The following is a 15,919-nucleotide window of genomic DNA, read 5'->3' as shown; positions in this document are numbered from 1 at the left end:
TTTATGTTTTTTTATAAAGTTTATTTTTTAATTCTTCAGTACTGACAAAGAAATGCCCATATCCTTTAGCTGTCAGTCCCTTTTTTAGTTCTTTATCTCCACTCCAAATCTTGTGTTTAATCTGTAAATACAAAGCTATGAAAGGGTAATCATCTTCATCTACTCCTTCTACTATATCTTGTGCTTTTACAAGATTTTCTTTTGCTAAATTATCTAAGCTAATAATAGTTATCCCTTCTAACAGTTTCTTAAACTCAGTTCGCAATTGTTTAATAGTTTTCTTATTCCCTAAGTAAGCCTCTATATTAGGCAGATGCTCATTCACTTCACTGATGAGATAATCGGGCACAATAAATTGTATCTTTTTCCTTTCTCTTAAGATAGAAGCTGTAATACCCTGAGGACTAATCAGAGCGCTATAAAATATATTACTATCAGCAATTACTATCATAGGTATGATAATTCAAACTTTTCGCTCAAACGTTTAGCTATATTCCTATTCGTTTCTTTGGATAATTGCATTATAAAATCGCGGTGTGCAATAGGGATACCGTCTTCATCTTCTTCTAAGGGTTCTGTTGCCATTTCCTCTTTTTTTGTGCGTTTAGCAACTTTAGGCAACTCTATTTTTACATACGGCAAAGTCTGCACAAACTCTAAAAAAGATTGCGCAAACTCACTATTATTATCTACTTTAAGGACAGTTGTATTCATATATTAAGAATTAATGAGCGCCTCTCTCCAGTGTCTTACCTCATAGGCAAAGTCGGTTTTGAGCTTGGCTTTGTCGAGGACTGAATAAGGAGGACGCGTTACTTTGCTAGGGAATTCACTCGAGCGACAAGGCAGTACCTTGCAAGCATTGCCTGCTTGGGCTACAATTTCGGTAGCGAAATCATACCAAGAGCAGACCCCTTCGTTAGAAAAATGATACACCTCGCGCTTGCCTTTGTACAAGGCGTTTTCGATAACATACACGACAAAAGCGGCTAAGTCAGCAGCATTGGTGGGCGAGCCTACTTGGTCGAATACCACCTTTAGCTCGTTGCGCTCGCGGCTGAGTCGCTGTATGGTTTTTACAAAATTATGACCGAACTGCAACGAGTACAACCACGCAGTGCGTATGATAAGATGCTCAATACCAGCTTGCTGTATAGCCTGCTCTCCTGCTAATTTGGTACGACCATATACCCCCAACGGACAAGTGTTATCGGCTTCGGTATAGGGCGTATTGCCATTGCCTCCGAACACATAGTCGGTGGAGATATGAATAAGAGGAATAGAAACCTCAGCGCATACGGTCGCCAGATGGGCTACAGCCGTGTGGTTGATGCTTTCAGCCACAGCCGTATCGTCTTCAGCTTTGTCTACATTGGTGTAAGCGGCACAATTCACTATCAGTCCGATGTGGTTTTGGTGTACAAAAGAGCGTATCTCGTCTATTTGGGTAATATCGAGAACGTCTGCATCGGTGAAAAAATAGCGTGCTTTGCGGTCGGCGTTAGCTCTTATTTCGGAGCCTAACTGACCGTTAGCTCCTGTTACTAATACGTGCATCAGTAATAGGGGCTAACGGATTAATAACTGAAACTAAAAGCGTTAGCGCCTACAGCGGCATACTTGTTAGCCAAACGCGCTACATCGCCTTTGTATTTTTCAGGTACACCAGCAGCATAAGAGGCATACAATTGTGCAAATTTTTGTTTCAAATCAGGAGTTACTTCTGTATTAAAGTTCTCCATATAAAGGATTTGCTCTACTACTTTTACAAATTCTTCCATAATACTTAACTTATTAAACGATTACTATAATTTAGTCAATTTGCCAATTAGTCGATTTACCGATTGGCAAAGCATCTAATTGTCTCATTTTCCGGTGGCAAAGGTACAAATAAATTTTGAAATAGCAATCAATAGTTATCAATAAAAATTAACAGCATATTAACAAGTTATCAACAGGGGTTGTTAATTTAATGATTTTTCGTTTTTTGTTCGCTCTTCCTTCGCTCATCCTGTATTGTTCCTATAGTGTGTGATTTTTTTTAATATGGGAAGGCTGGGAGGGCTGAGAGGGCTGGGAGGATTGAGAAGGCTGGGAGGCAAATGTAGCGTTTGTGATTAATAGATAAAAATAATTTTATATCTTTGCGGCAAAATAATCAAAATTAGAAATAATCAAAATTAGCTAACAAACTATGAACAAATGTATGATGCTCTTACTTGCTTGCGTTACTACTCTGCAAGCACAAGAGATTAAAACGTCTCAGCAGCTTTGCGCTGATGGTCAATCGCGCCCCTATGTGGTTTATACTCCTACAAACCCCAACCCTAAAACGAAACCTTTATTGGTGTTTCTGCACGGAGCCGTATCCTCGCCTCAGGTAAATGCTAACCCCGAAGGCTATGTGCGCAAATCGCCCTTAGTAGCCTTAGCCGAGACTGCCGATTGTTACCTGCTTTTCTGCTTCGGACAAAAAGGCGCTACTTGGTTCGATGCCGTAGGGCAACAAATGGTAATGGACGAAATCACTGCCGTAAAACAACAGTACCCTATCGACCCTAACAAAATCTTCCTATCGGGCTTCTCTGATGGCGGTTCGGGGGTGTATTACTTCGCTATGACGCAACCTGACCCCTTTGCAGGCTTTATCGCGATGAATGGCAGCCTAAAAGTAGCCAGTATGCTGGGCGAAGAGGAGATTTTCCCTTGCAATATGAATCAAAAACCGCTGTATGTACTCAATACCACCGGCGATAGCCTCTATCCGCTTGAGCAAATCACCCCTTCTATCGACTTCCTACGGAAAGAAAATCCTAATATTACCTTCAAAACCCCTATAGGCGACCATTTTTTGGGTTACCTGCCCGAAGAACAGTCCGCATTAGTCGATTTTATTAAAAACCACACGCGCCAACCCCTTACCCATATAGTATGGGAGACTTCTAATATTAATAAAATCAATCGGATAGGGTGGCTAAACCTCAAATCGCTCGCCCTTGAGCAAGAGCGCGCCCCTTGGCACACTCTCTATCCCAAAGTGACCATACAGAACAACAAAGCCGATTTGGGCATCAAATACGACTATACTTACAAAGGCAAGGGCTTGCGCATAGCAGGTTTTAAGAATGATACTGTTACTGCCAAGCGTTTGGGCGCCAAAGAGGGCGATGTGCTTATCGCTTTAGAGCGCGACAGTATCAGCTCGCCAATGGCACCGATGCTCTACACCGCCCAAAAGAAAGCAGGCGAACCCATCGAACTGACGGTGCTACGCGAGGGAGCGACCCTAGTGCTAAAGGGCAATTTTAACCAAGGATACCCCTATGCACTGCTAAAACATCAGCATAAAACTGCCAAGATTGAAGCGGAAATAAGAGGCAAAGAGGTATATGTACGCACCTCGCGCATAGGTGCATACGAAATAGATAGGAAGCAAACGCCGGTGAAAATCAAGGGTAAAGTAAAAGATTTCATAAATAAACCTTAAAAAAGTTTTCGTTTTTGTTGTTTTTTAGGAAAGGTTTATATATTTTTGCCCCCGAATTTTCGATTTGCCGATTTGGCGATTTGTCGATTTACTTTTTAAAGAAAAATAAAAACTAAAATATCAAAATAATGGAACACCAAGATCAACAAAACAAAAGTTACGTATTGCCTATTGCGATGATGTTCGCACTATTCTTTATGATTTCATTCGTAACAGGCTTACAAAACCCTTTTGGGGTAATTGTTAAAAACCAATTTATGGCTAGCAACCTCGAATCGCAATTGGGGAACTTAGCCAACTTTATAGCCTATGCCTTTATGGGTATCCCTGCTGGGAAAATGTTAGAGCGCATCGGCTATAAGAAAACTGCCTTAGCGGCTATTGCTGTAGGTTTCGTAGGGGTATGTGTTACCTTCTTATCGGGCTCTGCAGGTAGCTTTGCGGTATACCTAACCGGTGCTTTTATCTCTGGTTTCTCTATGTGTATGCTAAACGTGGTGGTAAACCCTATGCTTAACACCCTTGGTGGTGGTGGCAAACGCGGTAACCAATTGCTACAGTTCGGAGGGGCTATCAACTCTATCGGGGCTACTATCGTGCCTGTATTGGTAGGTTACCTTATCGGTACTATCAGCTCAGAGACTTCTATAGCCAACGCTAACCCTGCCTTATTCTTAGCAATGGGTATTTTTGCCTTAGCGTTTATCGTATTGTTCTCTATGAACATTCCAGAGCCTCACGCAGCGGCTGCTGTTGCCAATGGGGTGAAGAATAGCCACAGTCCGCTATCTTTCCGTCACTTTGTATTAGGGGCTATCGCTATTTTCTTATACGTAGGGATAGAAGTAGGTATACCTAATATAGCCAACCTATTTATGACAGGTAGCACTGAAGCTAACGGTTTAGGCATCGACACCACTACCGCAGGTTCGGTAGTAGGTACTTATTGGTTTTTGATGTTTATCGGTCGTCTTACCGGTGGTTCGTTAGGCGCTAAATTCTCAAGCAAAGGAATGCTTTCATTCGTATCGCTCTTAGGATTAGTGTTTGTACTCTTGGCTATCTTTATACCTGAAACACAAATGGTAAATATGCCTGTATTCAAAGCTGATATATCATTCGGTTTAGCACAAGTGCCTATGAGCATTATGTTCCTTATCCTTTGCGGCTTATGTACTTCGGTGATGTGGGGAGGTATTTTTAACCTTGCTACTGAAGGTTTGGGCAAATATACGGCTGCTGCTTCGGGTATCTTTATGGTGATGGTATGTGGTGGAGGTATCCTACCTGCTATACAAGGTTGGGCTGCCGATGCTGTAGGTTATATACAAAGTTACTGGGTAATCGTACTTGCGATAGCTTACCTATTGTTCTACGCATTAGTAGGTAGCAAGAACGTGAATACCGATATTGATGTGGCTTAATTTTAGAATGTTTATAATATGAGAAAGGCTGCCCTGCTCTTTAGGGTAGTCTTTTTCTTTTTTAGCATATGGAGCAGATTTTCTATTTTATTGCAGAACTCACCGTAGCAGCAGGCGTATTTTACGCTCTTAAATGGTATTTAAAAACCCATCAAAACGATTTTGAAAAGCGTTTAGAGAGCTATTGTCCTCCTTCTCCCCTACCTGAGGCGCGACAGCTATACCTAACTAAGCGGAAGAGAATTCTGAAGTATCTATTTACAACCGTAGCGATTATCTTTTCGTTAATCCCTTTTCTGTTTATTGGGCTGTGCGTCGATTTTGAGGTGATACGCCAAATGGATAGCGTACCCTACTCGCTTTTTGGTTATATATTGTTAACGTCTATTATCACATTTGTCCCCTATTTGCTAATAATTTTCTATTATTTATACTACACTATCAATAGGACTACGCAAGCGCAACAACTGCTTTTGGCAGAAATGAGCGAAGAAGATTTTGCCTATTTGGAAAAGGTGAAACAGGTATCGAGATTGTTATACCTCTTGCCACCATTTGTACTATGCCAAGAGAAGCTATACCTCTTTAAGCTAACGCATATCATTGAAGTACCGGTAACCAGCATTACGAACGTCAGTGCTATTTCAAAAGACAAATACAACAATATAACGGTGCTCATAGAGTACTCGCAGCGCACTACCCTAACAATACCCGGTGAATTGTATCCGTTTCTCACGGCATTTATGTTTAAATATCGTTTGGCTACAGGTTATGTAGCAGAGGGGCAAAGGGGTATTCTAAATTCAATTTAGTATTTTTTACGTTGATTTTTTTCGTAAAAATATTCCCTATTTTATCATTAGACAAGTAGCGTTTTTACACTATCTTTGCTAAATTGTTAAAAAATACCTCCCAAATATATCATTTCTTCAAAAAATTAAGAGTTTTAAAAATTTTAGTAGCTTATACCTTTATAATTGTTTATTTTACAAAGAATTTACTGTTAAATTTGAGTTAAACTGTATTTTTCTTTTGGTTACTTTAAAATACTTTTCTTTATCTTTGTGCTATAAAAAGGAAGTAACCGATGCCTTGCCCAAATTAGAATGAAACTATTACTTTTTATCCTATTATTCACAGCCACAGCCTTACACGCCCAAGTAGCTGAACTCACCCTGCTGGATGCCTCTACAAAGCAGCCCATTCCCAACGTTGAAGCCTATTACACACGCTCTCTCAACGGCACTATTACCAATGATGAAGGTAAGTTACGCATTACTGTAGAAAATGATACGCTTACCTTAAGTCATATAGGCTATGCAACTAAAAAGATTTTTACAGATAAAACCTTTGCTAAAGCAACCCTTTATCTCAATCCTCAGGAAATACAACTTGACGAAGTAGTACTATATAATTTTGATTTGAAGAAGAAAGTGAAGTATGTTTTAGATAATTACTTCAAATTGTATGATACTAAGGCTAAGATATTAGAGTGTACCTACCGAGAAAAATTTATAAGAAATGACACCTTGACAAGGCTCTACCAAGTGCAGTTAAGTTGGTGGAGCAAGAGTTATCGTTATGCTTCTTTTAACCAACCTTTAGAAAAACTATTACAAATCCAACTTAAGAATATTGACTACTCTAAAATGTTAAGTGAAGATGAAGTAGTGGCTCGTTCTGTTCACTTAGAAAGAACACCAATGTTTATGTATCTTTTTGTGAACACTTATTTGTCATTTATAAATCAGTTTGGTGAAAATATTGAAATTAAAAAAGTAGAGAAAAGTAAAGATGTTACTAAAGTAACATTTAATGCTGATATTGTGATCAATAAAAAGCTAAATCTAAAACTTGAAAACTCGGTATTGGTGTTTGACAATACTACCAATGCTGTGAGAAAAGTTATTTTTAACGACATACATCGAGGTATGAAGGATAAAATTTCTGATAAAACTAAAACTTCTTATAAGTCTATTACAGATAATTATCGCTTGGAACTTACTTTAACTGACTATAAAGGCAAACTACTGTTTAGTTCTTATTACGTAAGACTCATAGGAGCTATTGAATACAAAGGGAAAAGAGATAAACTCTTTTTGGAGCATAGTTTTTTGCGTACAGGAGTAGAGAACAAATATATTAAAAAAGAGGATAGAATAGATATTCAAAAGTCTTTCCACGAATACATTACCCCTCACAAACAAGGCGAAGCCAAGTTTTTACTTACCAAAGAAGAGCAAGAATTTATAAACCAATAGCCTTATGCCTACCACTGAGAAATCTCCAGAATTTTACAAGCATTACCCCACTTTGTTTCACACTTATTTTCCTACTGTAAGTGCTGAAACCTTACATTTGCTCTGCAAAGCGGGTTATACCTATTACAATGCAGTGCTTTGTTTAGACGCCTTAGTAGATGAAGGTGATACAAAAGCATTGGTGGAAATGCTTGCCTTGCAAGAGCAAACAATTAAAATTCTCACAAGTATTTACGGTTATAAATCGCCTTTTTGGGAACTATGGCAACAGCGTAAAGCGGAGTACTTTAAGGCTATACAAACCGAAAAACGCCTGCTTACTACCCCTGAAGTATCATTTGAACAATACAGTAGCTTAGCAGATGATAAGTCGGCTTTTGGCAAAATAGCTATAGATAGCCTTTGGGTACAAAGCAACACTCAAAACAAGACTGTGTACGAAAAATTATTATTGTCACATCGCTATTTTTCAGTAGGGTTTCAGCTCTATGACGATGTATAGGTAATGCCGAAGGCTTTGAGAACACTTGTCAGGTACATACTTCCGATACTTTCCAGCGTGCACTATTAGACGATTGCTCGTACACTATTGCTCAAAGATACCGGTTGCCCATTACATCTTTCTTTGAGGAGGAATACCACTACTTTATGGAGCGTATCAATCCCGAAGTAGGCGCTTGGCAATACTTTCCCACCGTACAAGAAATAGCTCCTGATATTGACGATTTGGCGCAAATAATGCAGTTCTTTATTCATATTGGCAAAAAAGATGAGATTGCTAAACACTGTCAAAAAGCTATTGATACGGCTATCAATAGTAGAAGTTGTGTGAATGGGGGCATTGAAACGTGGATACTCCCCAAGCACAACCTAACACCTCTACAGCAAAAGCAACAGTATTTCAACGAAAACAAATGGGGCACTCGAAGCGTACTACGATAACAATACCCAGTGAATTGTATCCGTTTCTCACGGCATTTATGTTTAAATACCGTTTGGCTACAGGCTATGTAGCAGAGGGGCAAAGGGCTATTGAAGTATGAGTTTTTTATCGTTAAGCTTTGTTTGTTCAGATTTTATTATTACCTTTGTAACCATAAAAACTAAAATACTATGCAGACATTAATTACAAAAACAGCTAAACCCGCTAAAAAAGAAGCTAAAAAAAACTAACCAATGCTGAAAAAGATAAGCTTATAAAAGAACTTTCAGAACAAGCCAACAGAAATATAGCTTATAAATTTATGTTTAACTATTTAGGGAACAACACTATTTAAAAAATAATTCTTCTTTTTTTCTTGCTAATTGAGAAAATAGTAGTACCTTTGCCGCCGAATTATAAAACAAATCATTGTTTAACCTTATAAATACACACGAAGAAATGACCTACATCAAGTTACATATCGCATCTGTATTACCTTTGCACAAGGTAACGCTTCGTGGCGTATCCGCTTGATTAGAATAATAGTATAAAATATAGAAGAGCCCGAAGCACCCGCTTCGGGCTTTTTGTTTTTCCTCACCTCGTTACCACATACCCAGCTGTGAGCCCTCGCTGGCTTCTCCCAAGGAGAGGGAGATTTTCCCGAAGCGATTTGTTAATTATTAATTATCAATTGTTAATTGAAAAATGGGAAATCTATATATTACCCCCAAAGGCGTTTCTGGCCTCCGCAATTTGCGTTCTCGCAAGCGCATTGCTCGAGAAGACCACGAGAAGTATTTGCGCGAATGTATCAAACGCCAAAAAGTACTCTTTAAACAACGCCGTGAACTGCCGCTTGTGCCACTCGAAAAACCCTACCAAAAGGGCTATGTGCGTTTCTTTGTACTGAGGGAAGATGTGCGACAAGGCAAGCAAGCCGACTTTTTCGCGACACTTTTGGAGAAAATCAACACCTATCAATATGCCGATACACGCAAGTTCCAGAAGAAGAAAAAGCGTCGTGGCAAGCGTGTCTATATAGCTCGCAAACAGGAATTGTACACTTTTAGTCAATGGGAATGGGAAAGAGCCCTTGAAAGGGGAAAATTCACCCAAAAAGAACGCGCCTATTTTGCAAAAATAGAGTGTTTCAATCGGCAAAAAGACCGTTTTGAAATCCATTACGAGTTTACCGAGGCGTGGCGTTTTGAATTGCGTGTAAAGCCTAATATGATTACGCATTACCGTCCGGTAGATATAGCCATAGAACGAGAACTCGCCGAGCTTGATAAGATCATAAATGACCATAAGAACTGGGGGATTATCCATAGCAAAATCTATGGAGGCAGTTATTCGTGGAATCAATACCAAAAGCGCTATACGCCTAAGGAAAAGTACAAACGCACCCCGCTGAAAGAAATCACAGCCCTTAAGTATCACACCTCAGCAATCGAAATTGGGGAGATGCTTTTAGAGTGCAAGCCGTATGTGCAATTATAAACAAAAGAAAAAATGGAAGAAAAAATCATACAAATCACTGCAGGGCGTGGCCCTTTAGAATGCCAATGGGTAGTAGCCAAAGTACTGAAAGTCTTTTTGCAAGAGGCTACTCAAAAGGGCATTGACTATACTATCGTCAGCCGAGAGGAAGGCGATGCTAATCTGACTATAAAATCGGTTACTGTGCAACTTAAAGGCAAGGAGCTATCGGCTTTCCTAAAAAGTTGGCTCGGTACGGTTTGTTGGGTTGGCAAGAGCACCTTTCGCAAATTCCATCAGCGCAGCAATTGGTATATAGGCGTTTTTGTCCTCGACCAACTGCAGCACCAGCCTTTCTCGGAACGAGATGTACAGTTCCAAACTACTCGCTCGCAAGGCAATGGCGGACAGAATGTGAACAAGGTGAATTCGGCAGTACGCGCTACCCACCTGCCTACTGGGGTAAGCGTATTTGCACAAGATTCGCGTTCGCAACTCGACAATAAGAAGCTCGCCCTCAACCGTCTGAAGGAAAAACTCGCCGAAATAGAGCTTCAGCAACTTGCCGAGCAAGCGCAGAGTCATTGGAACAATCACACCCAAGTGCAGCGGGGCAATCCTACACGCACCTTTAATGGCTCTGACTTCAAAAGCACTTATGTAGAAAAGAGTTATAAGAAGGAACGCGCTGCTGCTAAGAGAGAGGTTAAATTAGTCGATTAGCAAATGATTGTATCGCTACGACCTTTGGCGAAGTTGAGTAAAAACTAAAAACAATATGATCAGAACAATTATTTTTGAAAAAGAAGAGGGTATATCCTCTACGATTAGCGATATATTGATTCCGAGTTTGGGTGTAACACTGCCTATATGGATATATAATGAAGCAGGAGAAGCAGGTTTCTTTTCGCCTAAGCAAGAAGTTGCCTTTGAACAGTTCTTTTATCACAGTTCCTATTGGGAACAACTCAAAGAGCAATTGCGGGACTTTTACGAAGAGCTAGTTAACAAAGGAGAGCTGGAGCGAAAGAATGAACACCATTTTGAGCTTGATTTTGAGTTTGTAGCTATCCCCAGTCAGTGTAAAACCTCTAAAAACATTGTTTATGTAGGAGCTTTTACCAATTGGGATAGAGAGGATAGTGAATTCCCTTTGGAAGTAGAAATTTGTTTTGAAGATGGAGAAGTGGTGTGGATAGATGAACTCCACGGCAATTATACTTTTCCACATTAAAGAATTAAAACAATGACAAATAAAATCATTATTATAGACTTAGAAGCGACTTGTTGGGAGGGAATACCCCCAAAAGGAGAAGTCAGCGAAATAATAGAAATAGGCATTTGCCTGCTCGATACCCTCACGGGTGAGATTAGCGATAACAGAGGTATTTTGGTAAAGCCTACACATTCCAAAATCAGTCCTTTTTGTACCCAACTTACCACCCTTACCCCCGAACTCGTAGCACGGGAAGGCGTGAGTTTTGAAGAAGCCTTGCAAATCCTTAAAAAGGAATACCAAGCCTATCAATACACTTGGGCGAGTTATGGGAATTACGATAAAAATATGCTCCAAAAGCAATGTGCACTTAGGAAACTACCTTACCCAATGCGCAATGAGCATATCAATGTAAAGGAACTCTTCCAAGAGGTAACCCAGCACCCAAAGCGATTGGGAATGCATCAGGCATTGAACTATCTCAAAATACCCCTTGTAGGAACCCACCACCGAGGCAAAGACGATGCTTATAACATCGCTAAGATAATGTATAAGTTAATAACTAACCCTATGGAACTAAATTAAAAGCAATATAATGAAAGAACTTACCTGCCCTAATTGTAACAGAACCTTCCTGCCGGAAACACTTTCTGATTATGGCTTTAATTTTTTGAAGGAAGCTATCGGGAAGCAAATGCAGTTTATGTTTTTACATTGTCCTCATTGTACGGCTATGTTTGATTTTAATCCTATGCAATGGATATCGCCTTCTGCACTATCTCAAAGTAAGGAAAATCATACAAGTAGCCCTAAAAGTCTAAGGTTATTGCTTCGGAATAAGGAAGTTAAATCTTTATCCCAAGAATATATAAACTATCTAAAAGCACAGAAAGAGACTGTTTATTTTCCTGTCTTTTCAGAGGAAGCACCATTTATGTTGTATTCATTGGAAGAACTTTGCAAAGAGATAACTATTGACAAGCATCGATGTACTATCATTACTCAGCTAAAGGCTTATGCTACTACCCTACAAGAGGTCGGCTACGAAGAAGGTGCTTTCTCCTTAGAAAGATTGTCACAAAGCCTTTCCATAGGGTATGAGAATGAACGCCTTTTGTTTGTAGATAGTCAGAACAATAGTTCACTTTATATATTTGAGATAGAAGATGGTGATATACTGAAAACAGATTATACCTTAACAGATTTGATTCATTAATTTTAGTTGTCAAGGGCTTACAATAAACAACTGTTTTATGAAAAAGTTTGAATTTAAATACCAATTTGAGTTCTTTTGTTCCCCTATTTGGATAGAGGAAAACGTGAAGAATCCTATCCCTCACAATGTGGAGATTGCAGATTTGGATATCAATCCGTATCTAAAAGAAGAATTAGAGGAACTCAACAACTTATATCAAGAGATTTTCAATGACAATTACCCTCCTGAATCCGATTTCAAAGATACCGTAAGTGAGTATATATTTGTAAATCGTGTACTCATCTCAGCAGAACTTTTAGAGAAAGAAGTAGGGAAGCAATATACCTTTGTCTTTGATTATCCAAAATGGAAAGAAAAATTAGCAAATTTGAAAATGAGCCAATAAGTAATATTACTACCTATTTACTAATTTGCTAATTGACAAATCAACAAATTATTATGGCAAATTTAAAACTCAAGGGGAAAGACCTACTGAAGTTAGGTTTCCCGAATAATCAATCTATTAATGTAGCGTTGGAAGTGATGAAACGCAATTACGCTACTAAAAACTTAGCGTATGTAAAGTCGGTACTTGAGGATATTCTAAAAAATCCTGCACAGTACGAAGGGCACCTTACTTTTGGTCAGATAGCCGAAGCGCTGCTTTCGTCTACCAAAACCGAAAAACGACAGCTCAACGCTACACGCGCGCCTTATCACATCTTTGGCGAAGACATCACCGAAGAGGCAAAAACGCAACTCTATACGGCTCTGAAACTCCCTATTTCGGTTGGTGGTGCCCTGATGCCCGATGCCCATAGTGGCTATGGGCTGCCTATAGGGGGCGTGTTGGCAGTAGAGAATGCGGTCATTCCTTATGGGGTAGGCTTGGACATCGGTTGCCGTATGTGCCTCAGTATCTTGGATATACCTGTGTCGTACCTCTCGGGGGCACGCGATAAGTACGAGAAAGCCCTTGCCGAGCATACGAAGTTTGGTATGTACGAAACCCACAAATCACACATAGACCACGAGATTTTCGACCGCGATACTTTTTCGCTTATCCCTATCCTCAAACGATTGAAGGACAAAGCTATCAAGCAGATGGGTACTTCGGGCAGTGGCAACCACTTTGTAGAGTTTGGCGAGGTAGAACTTTTAGAAGACGACCCACAAATAGGGGTACCTAAAGGTAAATACTTGGGTATCCTTTCGCATAGCGGGTCGCGCGGGTTCGGAGCAGAGATAGCGCAGTATTACGTGCGCGTGGCTGCCGAACAATGTCCGCTACCCAAAGAAGCTCAGCAGTTTGCGTGGCTCGACCTCAGCACTCACTTAGGGTTAGAGTATTGGACGGCTATGAACCTTGCAGGCGATTACGCTTCGGCTTGTCACGATGATATTCACCGCCGACTTATTCGCGCAGTAGGCGGACGATTGAGGGCGCGTATTGAGAACCATCATAACTTTGCGTGGAAAGAAATTCACGATGGCAAAGAGGTGGTAGTGCATCGCAAAGGAGCGACTCCTGCTGGCGAAGGGGTATTGGGTATTATCCCTGCCTCGATGACCGATGCTGGCTACATAGTGCGAGGCAAGGGCAATGTTGAGAGTTTTGCTTCAGCCTCTCACGGGGCTGGGCGTGCCTTCTCGCGCAATGAGAGCAGAAATCGCTTTACCAGTTCAGACATTAAGAAAGTACTGAAAGCCAAAGATATTACCCTTATCGGGGGCAATGCCGAAGAAGCCCCTATGGCGTATAAAAACATCGAGGCGGTAATGCAATCGCAAACAGATTTGGTAGAGGTAATAGGGCGCTTTCAGCCTCGCATTGTGCGTATGGATAAGTAATTTTTGTGTATCTCAACATAAAATAGTACTTTTGCCTAACTTTCTTAGTCAAAAACAAACGTGATTACCAAAAACACTATCGATAAAGTATATGACCAGATGCGAGTAGAAGAGGTCATCGGCGACTTTGTACAACTCAAACGCGCCGGCTCTAACTACAAAGGCTTAAGTCCGTTTTCTAACGAACGGACGCCCAGCTTTATGGTCTCGCCAGTGAAGCAGATTTGGAAAGACTTCAGCAGTGGCAAGGGGGGTAATGCTATCGCTTTCTTAATGGAGCACGAGCATTTTACCTACCCCGAAGCCATTCGCTATCTGGCTAAGAAATATCACATTGAGATTGAAGAAAGCCAACCATCTACAGAAGAAAAAGAGAAAGCCGATGAGCGCGAAAGCCTCTACATAGTGTCGGAGTATGCACAGCAGTTTTTTCAAGACTCGCTGCTCAACACTGAGGCAGGCAAAGCCATCGGACTTTCTTATTTCAAAGAGCGCGGCTTTACCGATGATACTATCAAAAAGTTCTGTTTGGGTTTTTCGCCCGATGAATGGACAGCCTTTACTGATGCTGCCCTTGCCAAAGGTTATCAACTGCCTTATTTAGAGAAAACAGGACTTACGATTGTTAATGGCGACCGCAAGTTCGACCGCTTCAAAGGCAGGGTGATGTTCCCCATACACTCTATGAGCGGGCGCGTGCTCGGGTTTGGGGGGCGTATCCTTACTAACGACAAAAAACAGGCTAAATACCTCAACTCGCCCGAGAGTGATATTTATCACAAGAGCAAAGTGTTGTATGGTATTTTCTTTGCCAAGCAGGCGATTGCTAAGGCTGATAACTGCTACCTTGTAGAGGGGTATACCGATGTGATACAGCTGCACCAGAAAGGTATTGAAAACGTGGTAGCCTCGAGCGGTACTGCTCTTACCCCCGACCAAATAAGGCTTATACACCGCCTAACCCCTAACATCACGGTGCTATACGATGGCGATGCCGCAGGGTTGCGTGCTTCTATTCGCGGTATAGACCTTATTCTTGAACAAGGTATGAACGTAAAGGTCTGCACCTTCCCCGATGGCGAAGACCCTGATAGCTTTGCGCGCAAGACCGCGTACGAAGACCTTGTGATATATCTGCAAGACCACGCTACCGACTTTATACGCTTCAAAGCCTCTCTACTGATGCAAGAGGCGCAAGACGACCCTATCAAAAAAGCCGAAACCATACGCGATATGATAAACAGCATCGCCAAAATACCCGATGCTATCAAACGCGAAGTGTATGTGCGCGAGTGTGCTGTGATAATGGACATTTCGGAAGAGGTGCTCTTTAGTACCCTTTCGCAAATGCTCAAAAAAGACCTTTACGAAGGGCAAAAAGTAGAGCGCAAGCAGCCTACTATGCAGGTAAACAGAACGCCCGAAGCGGTAGAGCAGCGCGGCATCAACAAACTCGAAACCCTTGAGCACGACCTTATCAAAACGCTGTTGCTATACGCTAATCGCGAGTGTGAGTTTATCGATACCATACTCGAGCAAGACGAAGAAGGCAACCTAAAGGAAAAGCAAGTACAGCAGACCCTAAAGGTATACGAGAAAGTATTCTTAGAATTGCAAGAAGACGAAATAGAGCTTGCCAATCCCGATTTTAAGCAAATATACCAGCTGCTGATGCAGAAGCTAAACGAAGACCCTGAGTACAACATAGATAGAATAGCTAACGAACTGCCTATTGACCTATCAGAAAAAGTATCAGACCTAATAATGGAAGATGAAAACCGCCATTTAGACGACTGGGAGCGGCGTGACATCATCGCTAAAGACAAAGATGCGCACATCAACGCGATGGTAGGCGATATCATCTTAAACATTCGCACCCTATTAGTGCGCCACCTTATTCAGGAGATACAAGCGCAATTTGCTTCAGCAGAAGAAGAGGAGAAACGAGAACTCTTAGAAACCGTAAAGAGCTACTTACAGCTACAGAAGCTATTAGCCAAACGCTTAAATGTGGTAGTAAATTATTAAGGAGTATCTTGTGTTTTAAGAAAAAGTTCTTACATTTGCGGCACGTAAACAAA

18 protein-coding genes are annotated in these 15,919 nt (G+C 40.9%); 14 read left to right on the top strand and 4 right to left on the bottom strand.

Going from position 1 to position 15,919, the window contains the following annotated elements:
- Position 1 precedes the first annotated feature (1 nt).
- Genes C8P65_RS00205 through C8P65_RS00190 form a run of 4 tightly spaced genes read right to left on the bottom strand, consistent with a single transcriptional unit; the run spans position 2 to position 1,781 of the window.
- On the bottom strand, positions 2–451 hold the full coding sequence (locus tag C8P65_RS00205; protein WP_107780335.1) for a PIN domain-containing protein: 450 nt from the start codon (positions 449–451) through the stop codon (positions 2–4).
- Positions 448–714, bottom strand: a complete 267-nt coding sequence (locus tag C8P65_RS00200) for a hypothetical protein (RefSeq protein WP_107780333.1) — start codon at positions 712–714, stop codon at positions 448–450. Before C8P65_RS00200 ends, C8P65_RS00205 begins: the two co-directional genes overlap by 4 nt.
- A gap of 3 nt (positions 715–717) precedes the next feature.
- Complete coding sequence (rfbD, locus tag C8P65_RS00195) at positions 718–1,557, bottom strand: dTDP-4-dehydrorhamnose reductase (protein ID WP_107780331.1); 840 nt, start codon at positions 1,555–1,557, stop codon at positions 718–720.
- A gap of 20 nt (positions 1,558–1,577) precedes the next feature.
- A complete protein-coding gene (locus C8P65_RS00190; RefSeq protein ID WP_107780329.1) occupies positions 1,578–1,781 on the bottom strand; it encodes a deoxynucleoside kinase in 204 nt (67 codons plus the stop codon).
- Between the two features lie 425 nt (positions 1,782–2,206).
- Here C8P65_RS00190 and C8P65_RS00185 point away from each other — a divergent pair, with 425 nt between their 5' ends.
- The 14 genes from C8P65_RS00185 to dnaG all read left to right on the top strand — a co-directional run bounded on the left by C8P65_RS00185 (position 2,207) and on the right by dnaG (position 15,866).
- On the top strand, positions 2,207–3,487 hold the full coding sequence (locus tag C8P65_RS00185) for a phospholipase (protein ID WP_245887257.1): 1,281 nt from the start codon (positions 2,207–2,209) through the stop codon (positions 3,485–3,487).
- A gap of 128 nt (positions 3,488–3,615) precedes the next feature.
- Positions 3,616–4,911, top strand: coding sequence for an MFS transporter (locus tag C8P65_RS00180; RefSeq protein ID WP_009390179.1), 1,296 nt, complete (start codon positions 3,616–3,618; stop codon positions 4,909–4,911).
- A 68-nt stretch (positions 4,912–4,979) separates the two neighbouring features.
- Positions 4,980–5,723, top strand: coding sequence for a hypothetical protein (locus C8P65_RS00175; RefSeq protein ID WP_107780325.1), 744 nt, complete (start codon positions 4,980–4,982; stop codon positions 5,721–5,723).
- Positions 5,724–6,017: 294 nt separating this feature from the next.
- Positions 6,018–7,172, top strand: coding sequence for a carboxypeptidase-like regulatory domain-containing protein (locus C8P65_RS00170; protein WP_107780323.1), 1,155 nt, complete (start codon positions 6,018–6,020; stop codon positions 7,170–7,172).
- A gap of 4 nt (positions 7,173–7,176) precedes the next feature.
- Complete coding sequence (locus tag C8P65_RS12200; protein ID WP_245887255.1) at positions 7,177–7,674, top strand: dethiobiotin synthetase; 498 nt, start codon at positions 7,177–7,179, stop codon at positions 7,672–7,674.
- A 146-nt stretch (positions 7,675–7,820) separates the two neighbouring features.
- Entirely contained in the window at positions 7,821–8,114 is a 294-nt protein-coding gene (locus tag C8P65_RS12195; protein WP_245887253.1) for a hypothetical protein, read from the top strand.
- 688 nt (positions 8,115–8,802) lie between these two features.
- Entirely contained in the window at positions 8,803–9,597 is a 795-nt protein-coding gene (locus tag C8P65_RS00160; RefSeq protein WP_107780321.1) for a hypothetical protein, read from the top strand.
- A 12-nt stretch (positions 9,598–9,609) separates the two neighbouring features.
- Positions 9,610–10,299 carry a peptide chain release factor H gene (gene prfH, locus C8P65_RS00155; protein ID WP_107780319.1) on the top strand — a complete coding sequence of 230 codons (690 nt, stop codon included), beginning with the start codon at positions 9,610–9,612 and terminating at the stop codon, positions 10,297–10,299.
- 55 nt (positions 10,300–10,354) lie between these two features.
- On the top strand, positions 10,355–10,810 hold the full coding sequence (locus C8P65_RS00150; RefSeq protein WP_107780317.1) for a hypothetical protein: 456 nt from the start codon (positions 10,355–10,357) through the stop codon (positions 10,808–10,810).
- Positions 10,811–10,822: 12 nt separating this feature from the next.
- On the top strand, positions 10,823–11,377 hold the full coding sequence (locus C8P65_RS00145) for a 3'-5' exonuclease (RefSeq protein WP_107780315.1): 555 nt from the start codon (positions 10,823–10,825) through the stop codon (positions 11,375–11,377).
- A gap of 10 nt (positions 11,378–11,387) precedes the next feature.
- Entirely contained in the window at positions 11,388–12,008 is a 621-nt protein-coding gene (locus C8P65_RS00140; protein WP_146162902.1) for a hypothetical protein, read from the top strand.
- A gap of 37 nt (positions 12,009–12,045) precedes the next feature.
- On the top strand, positions 12,046–12,393 hold the full coding sequence (locus C8P65_RS00135; RefSeq protein ID WP_107780311.1) for a hypothetical protein: 348 nt from the start codon (positions 12,046–12,048) through the stop codon (positions 12,391–12,393).
- Positions 12,394–12,446: 53 nt separating this feature from the next.
- The gene (locus C8P65_RS00130) at positions 12,447–13,838 is read left to right on the top strand and encodes an RtcB family protein (RefSeq protein ID WP_107780309.1); all 1,392 of its coding nucleotides are present in this window, start codon (positions 12,447–12,449) and stop codon (positions 13,836–13,838) included.
- 60 nt (positions 13,839–13,898) lie between these two features.
- Positions 13,899–15,866, top strand: coding sequence for a DNA primase (gene dnaG / locus C8P65_RS00125; protein ID WP_107780307.1), 1,968 nt, complete (start codon positions 13,899–13,901; stop codon positions 15,864–15,866).
- Positions 15,867–15,919 lie beyond the last annotated feature (53 nt).

The organism is Capnocytophaga leadbetteri, from assembly GCF_003054025.1.
Taxonomy (GTDB): Bacteria; Bacteroidota; Bacteroidia; order Flavobacteriales; family Flavobacteriaceae; genus Capnocytophaga; species Capnocytophaga leadbetteri.
Note: the sequence above shows the minus strand (reverse complement) of the source record. Positions and strands in the feature narration are given on the sequence as shown.

Excerpts from the sequence above, each read along its gene's own strand:
- C8P65_RS00145 (WP_107780315.1), top strand. The coding sequence starts at position 10,823 with ATGACAAATAAAATCATTATTATAGACTTAGAAGCGACTTGTTGGGAG.
- C8P65_RS00160 (WP_107780321.1), top strand. The coding sequence starts at position 8,803 with ATGGGAAATCTATATATTACCCCCAAAGGCGTTTCTGGCCTCCGCAAT.
- C8P65_RS00170 (WP_107780323.1), top strand. The coding sequence starts at position 6,018 with ATGAAACTATTACTTTTTATCCTATTATTCACAGCCACAGCCTTACAC.
- C8P65_RS00175 (WP_107780325.1), top strand. The coding sequence starts at position 4,980 with ATGGAGCAGATTTTCTATTTTATTGCAGAACTCACCGTAGCAGCAGGC.
- C8P65_RS00180 (WP_009390179.1), top strand. The coding sequence starts at position 3,616 with ATGGAACACCAAGATCAACAAAACAAAAGTTACGTATTGCCTATTGCG.
- C8P65_RS00150 (WP_107780317.1), top strand. The coding sequence starts at position 10,355 with ATGATCAGAACAATTATTTTTGAAAAAGAAGAGGGTATATCCTCTACG.
- C8P65_RS00130 (WP_107780309.1), top strand. The coding sequence starts at position 12,447 with ATGGCAAATTTAAAACTCAAGGGGAAAGACCTACTGAAGTTAGGTTTC.
- rfbD (WP_107780331.1), bottom strand. The coding sequence starts at position 1,557 with ATGCACGTATTAGTAACAGGAGCTAACGGTCAGTTAGGCTCCGAAATA.
- C8P65_RS12195 (WP_245887253.1), top strand. The coding sequence starts at position 7,821 with ATGGAGCGTATCAATCCCGAAGTAGGCGCTTGGCAATACTTTCCCACC.
- C8P65_RS12200 (WP_245887255.1), top strand. The coding sequence starts at position 7,177 with ATGCCTACCACTGAGAAATCTCCAGAATTTTACAAGCATTACCCCACT.
- C8P65_RS00190 (WP_107780329.1), bottom strand. The coding sequence starts at position 1,781 with ATGGAAGAATTTGTAAAAGTAGTAGAGCAAATCCTTTATATGGAGAAC.
- C8P65_RS00185 (WP_245887257.1), top strand. The coding sequence starts at position 2,207 with ATGATGCTCTTACTTGCTTGCGTTACTACTCTGCAAGCACAAGAGATT.
- C8P65_RS00200 (WP_107780333.1), bottom strand. The coding sequence starts at position 714 with ATGAATACAACTGTCCTTAAAGTAGATAATAATAGTGAGTTTGCGCAA.
- C8P65_RS00140 (WP_146162902.1), top strand. The coding sequence starts at position 11,388 with ATGAAAGAACTTACCTGCCCTAATTGTAACAGAACCTTCCTGCCGGAA.
- prfH (WP_107780319.1), top strand. The coding sequence starts at position 9,610 with ATGGAAGAAAAAATCATACAAATCACTGCAGGGCGTGGCCCTTTAGAA.
- C8P65_RS00205 (WP_107780335.1), bottom strand. The coding sequence starts at position 451 with ATGATAGTAATTGCTGATAGTAATATATTTTATAGCGCTCTGATTAGT.
- C8P65_RS00135 (WP_107780311.1), top strand. The coding sequence starts at position 12,046 with ATGAAAAAGTTTGAATTTAAATACCAATTTGAGTTCTTTTGTTCCCCT.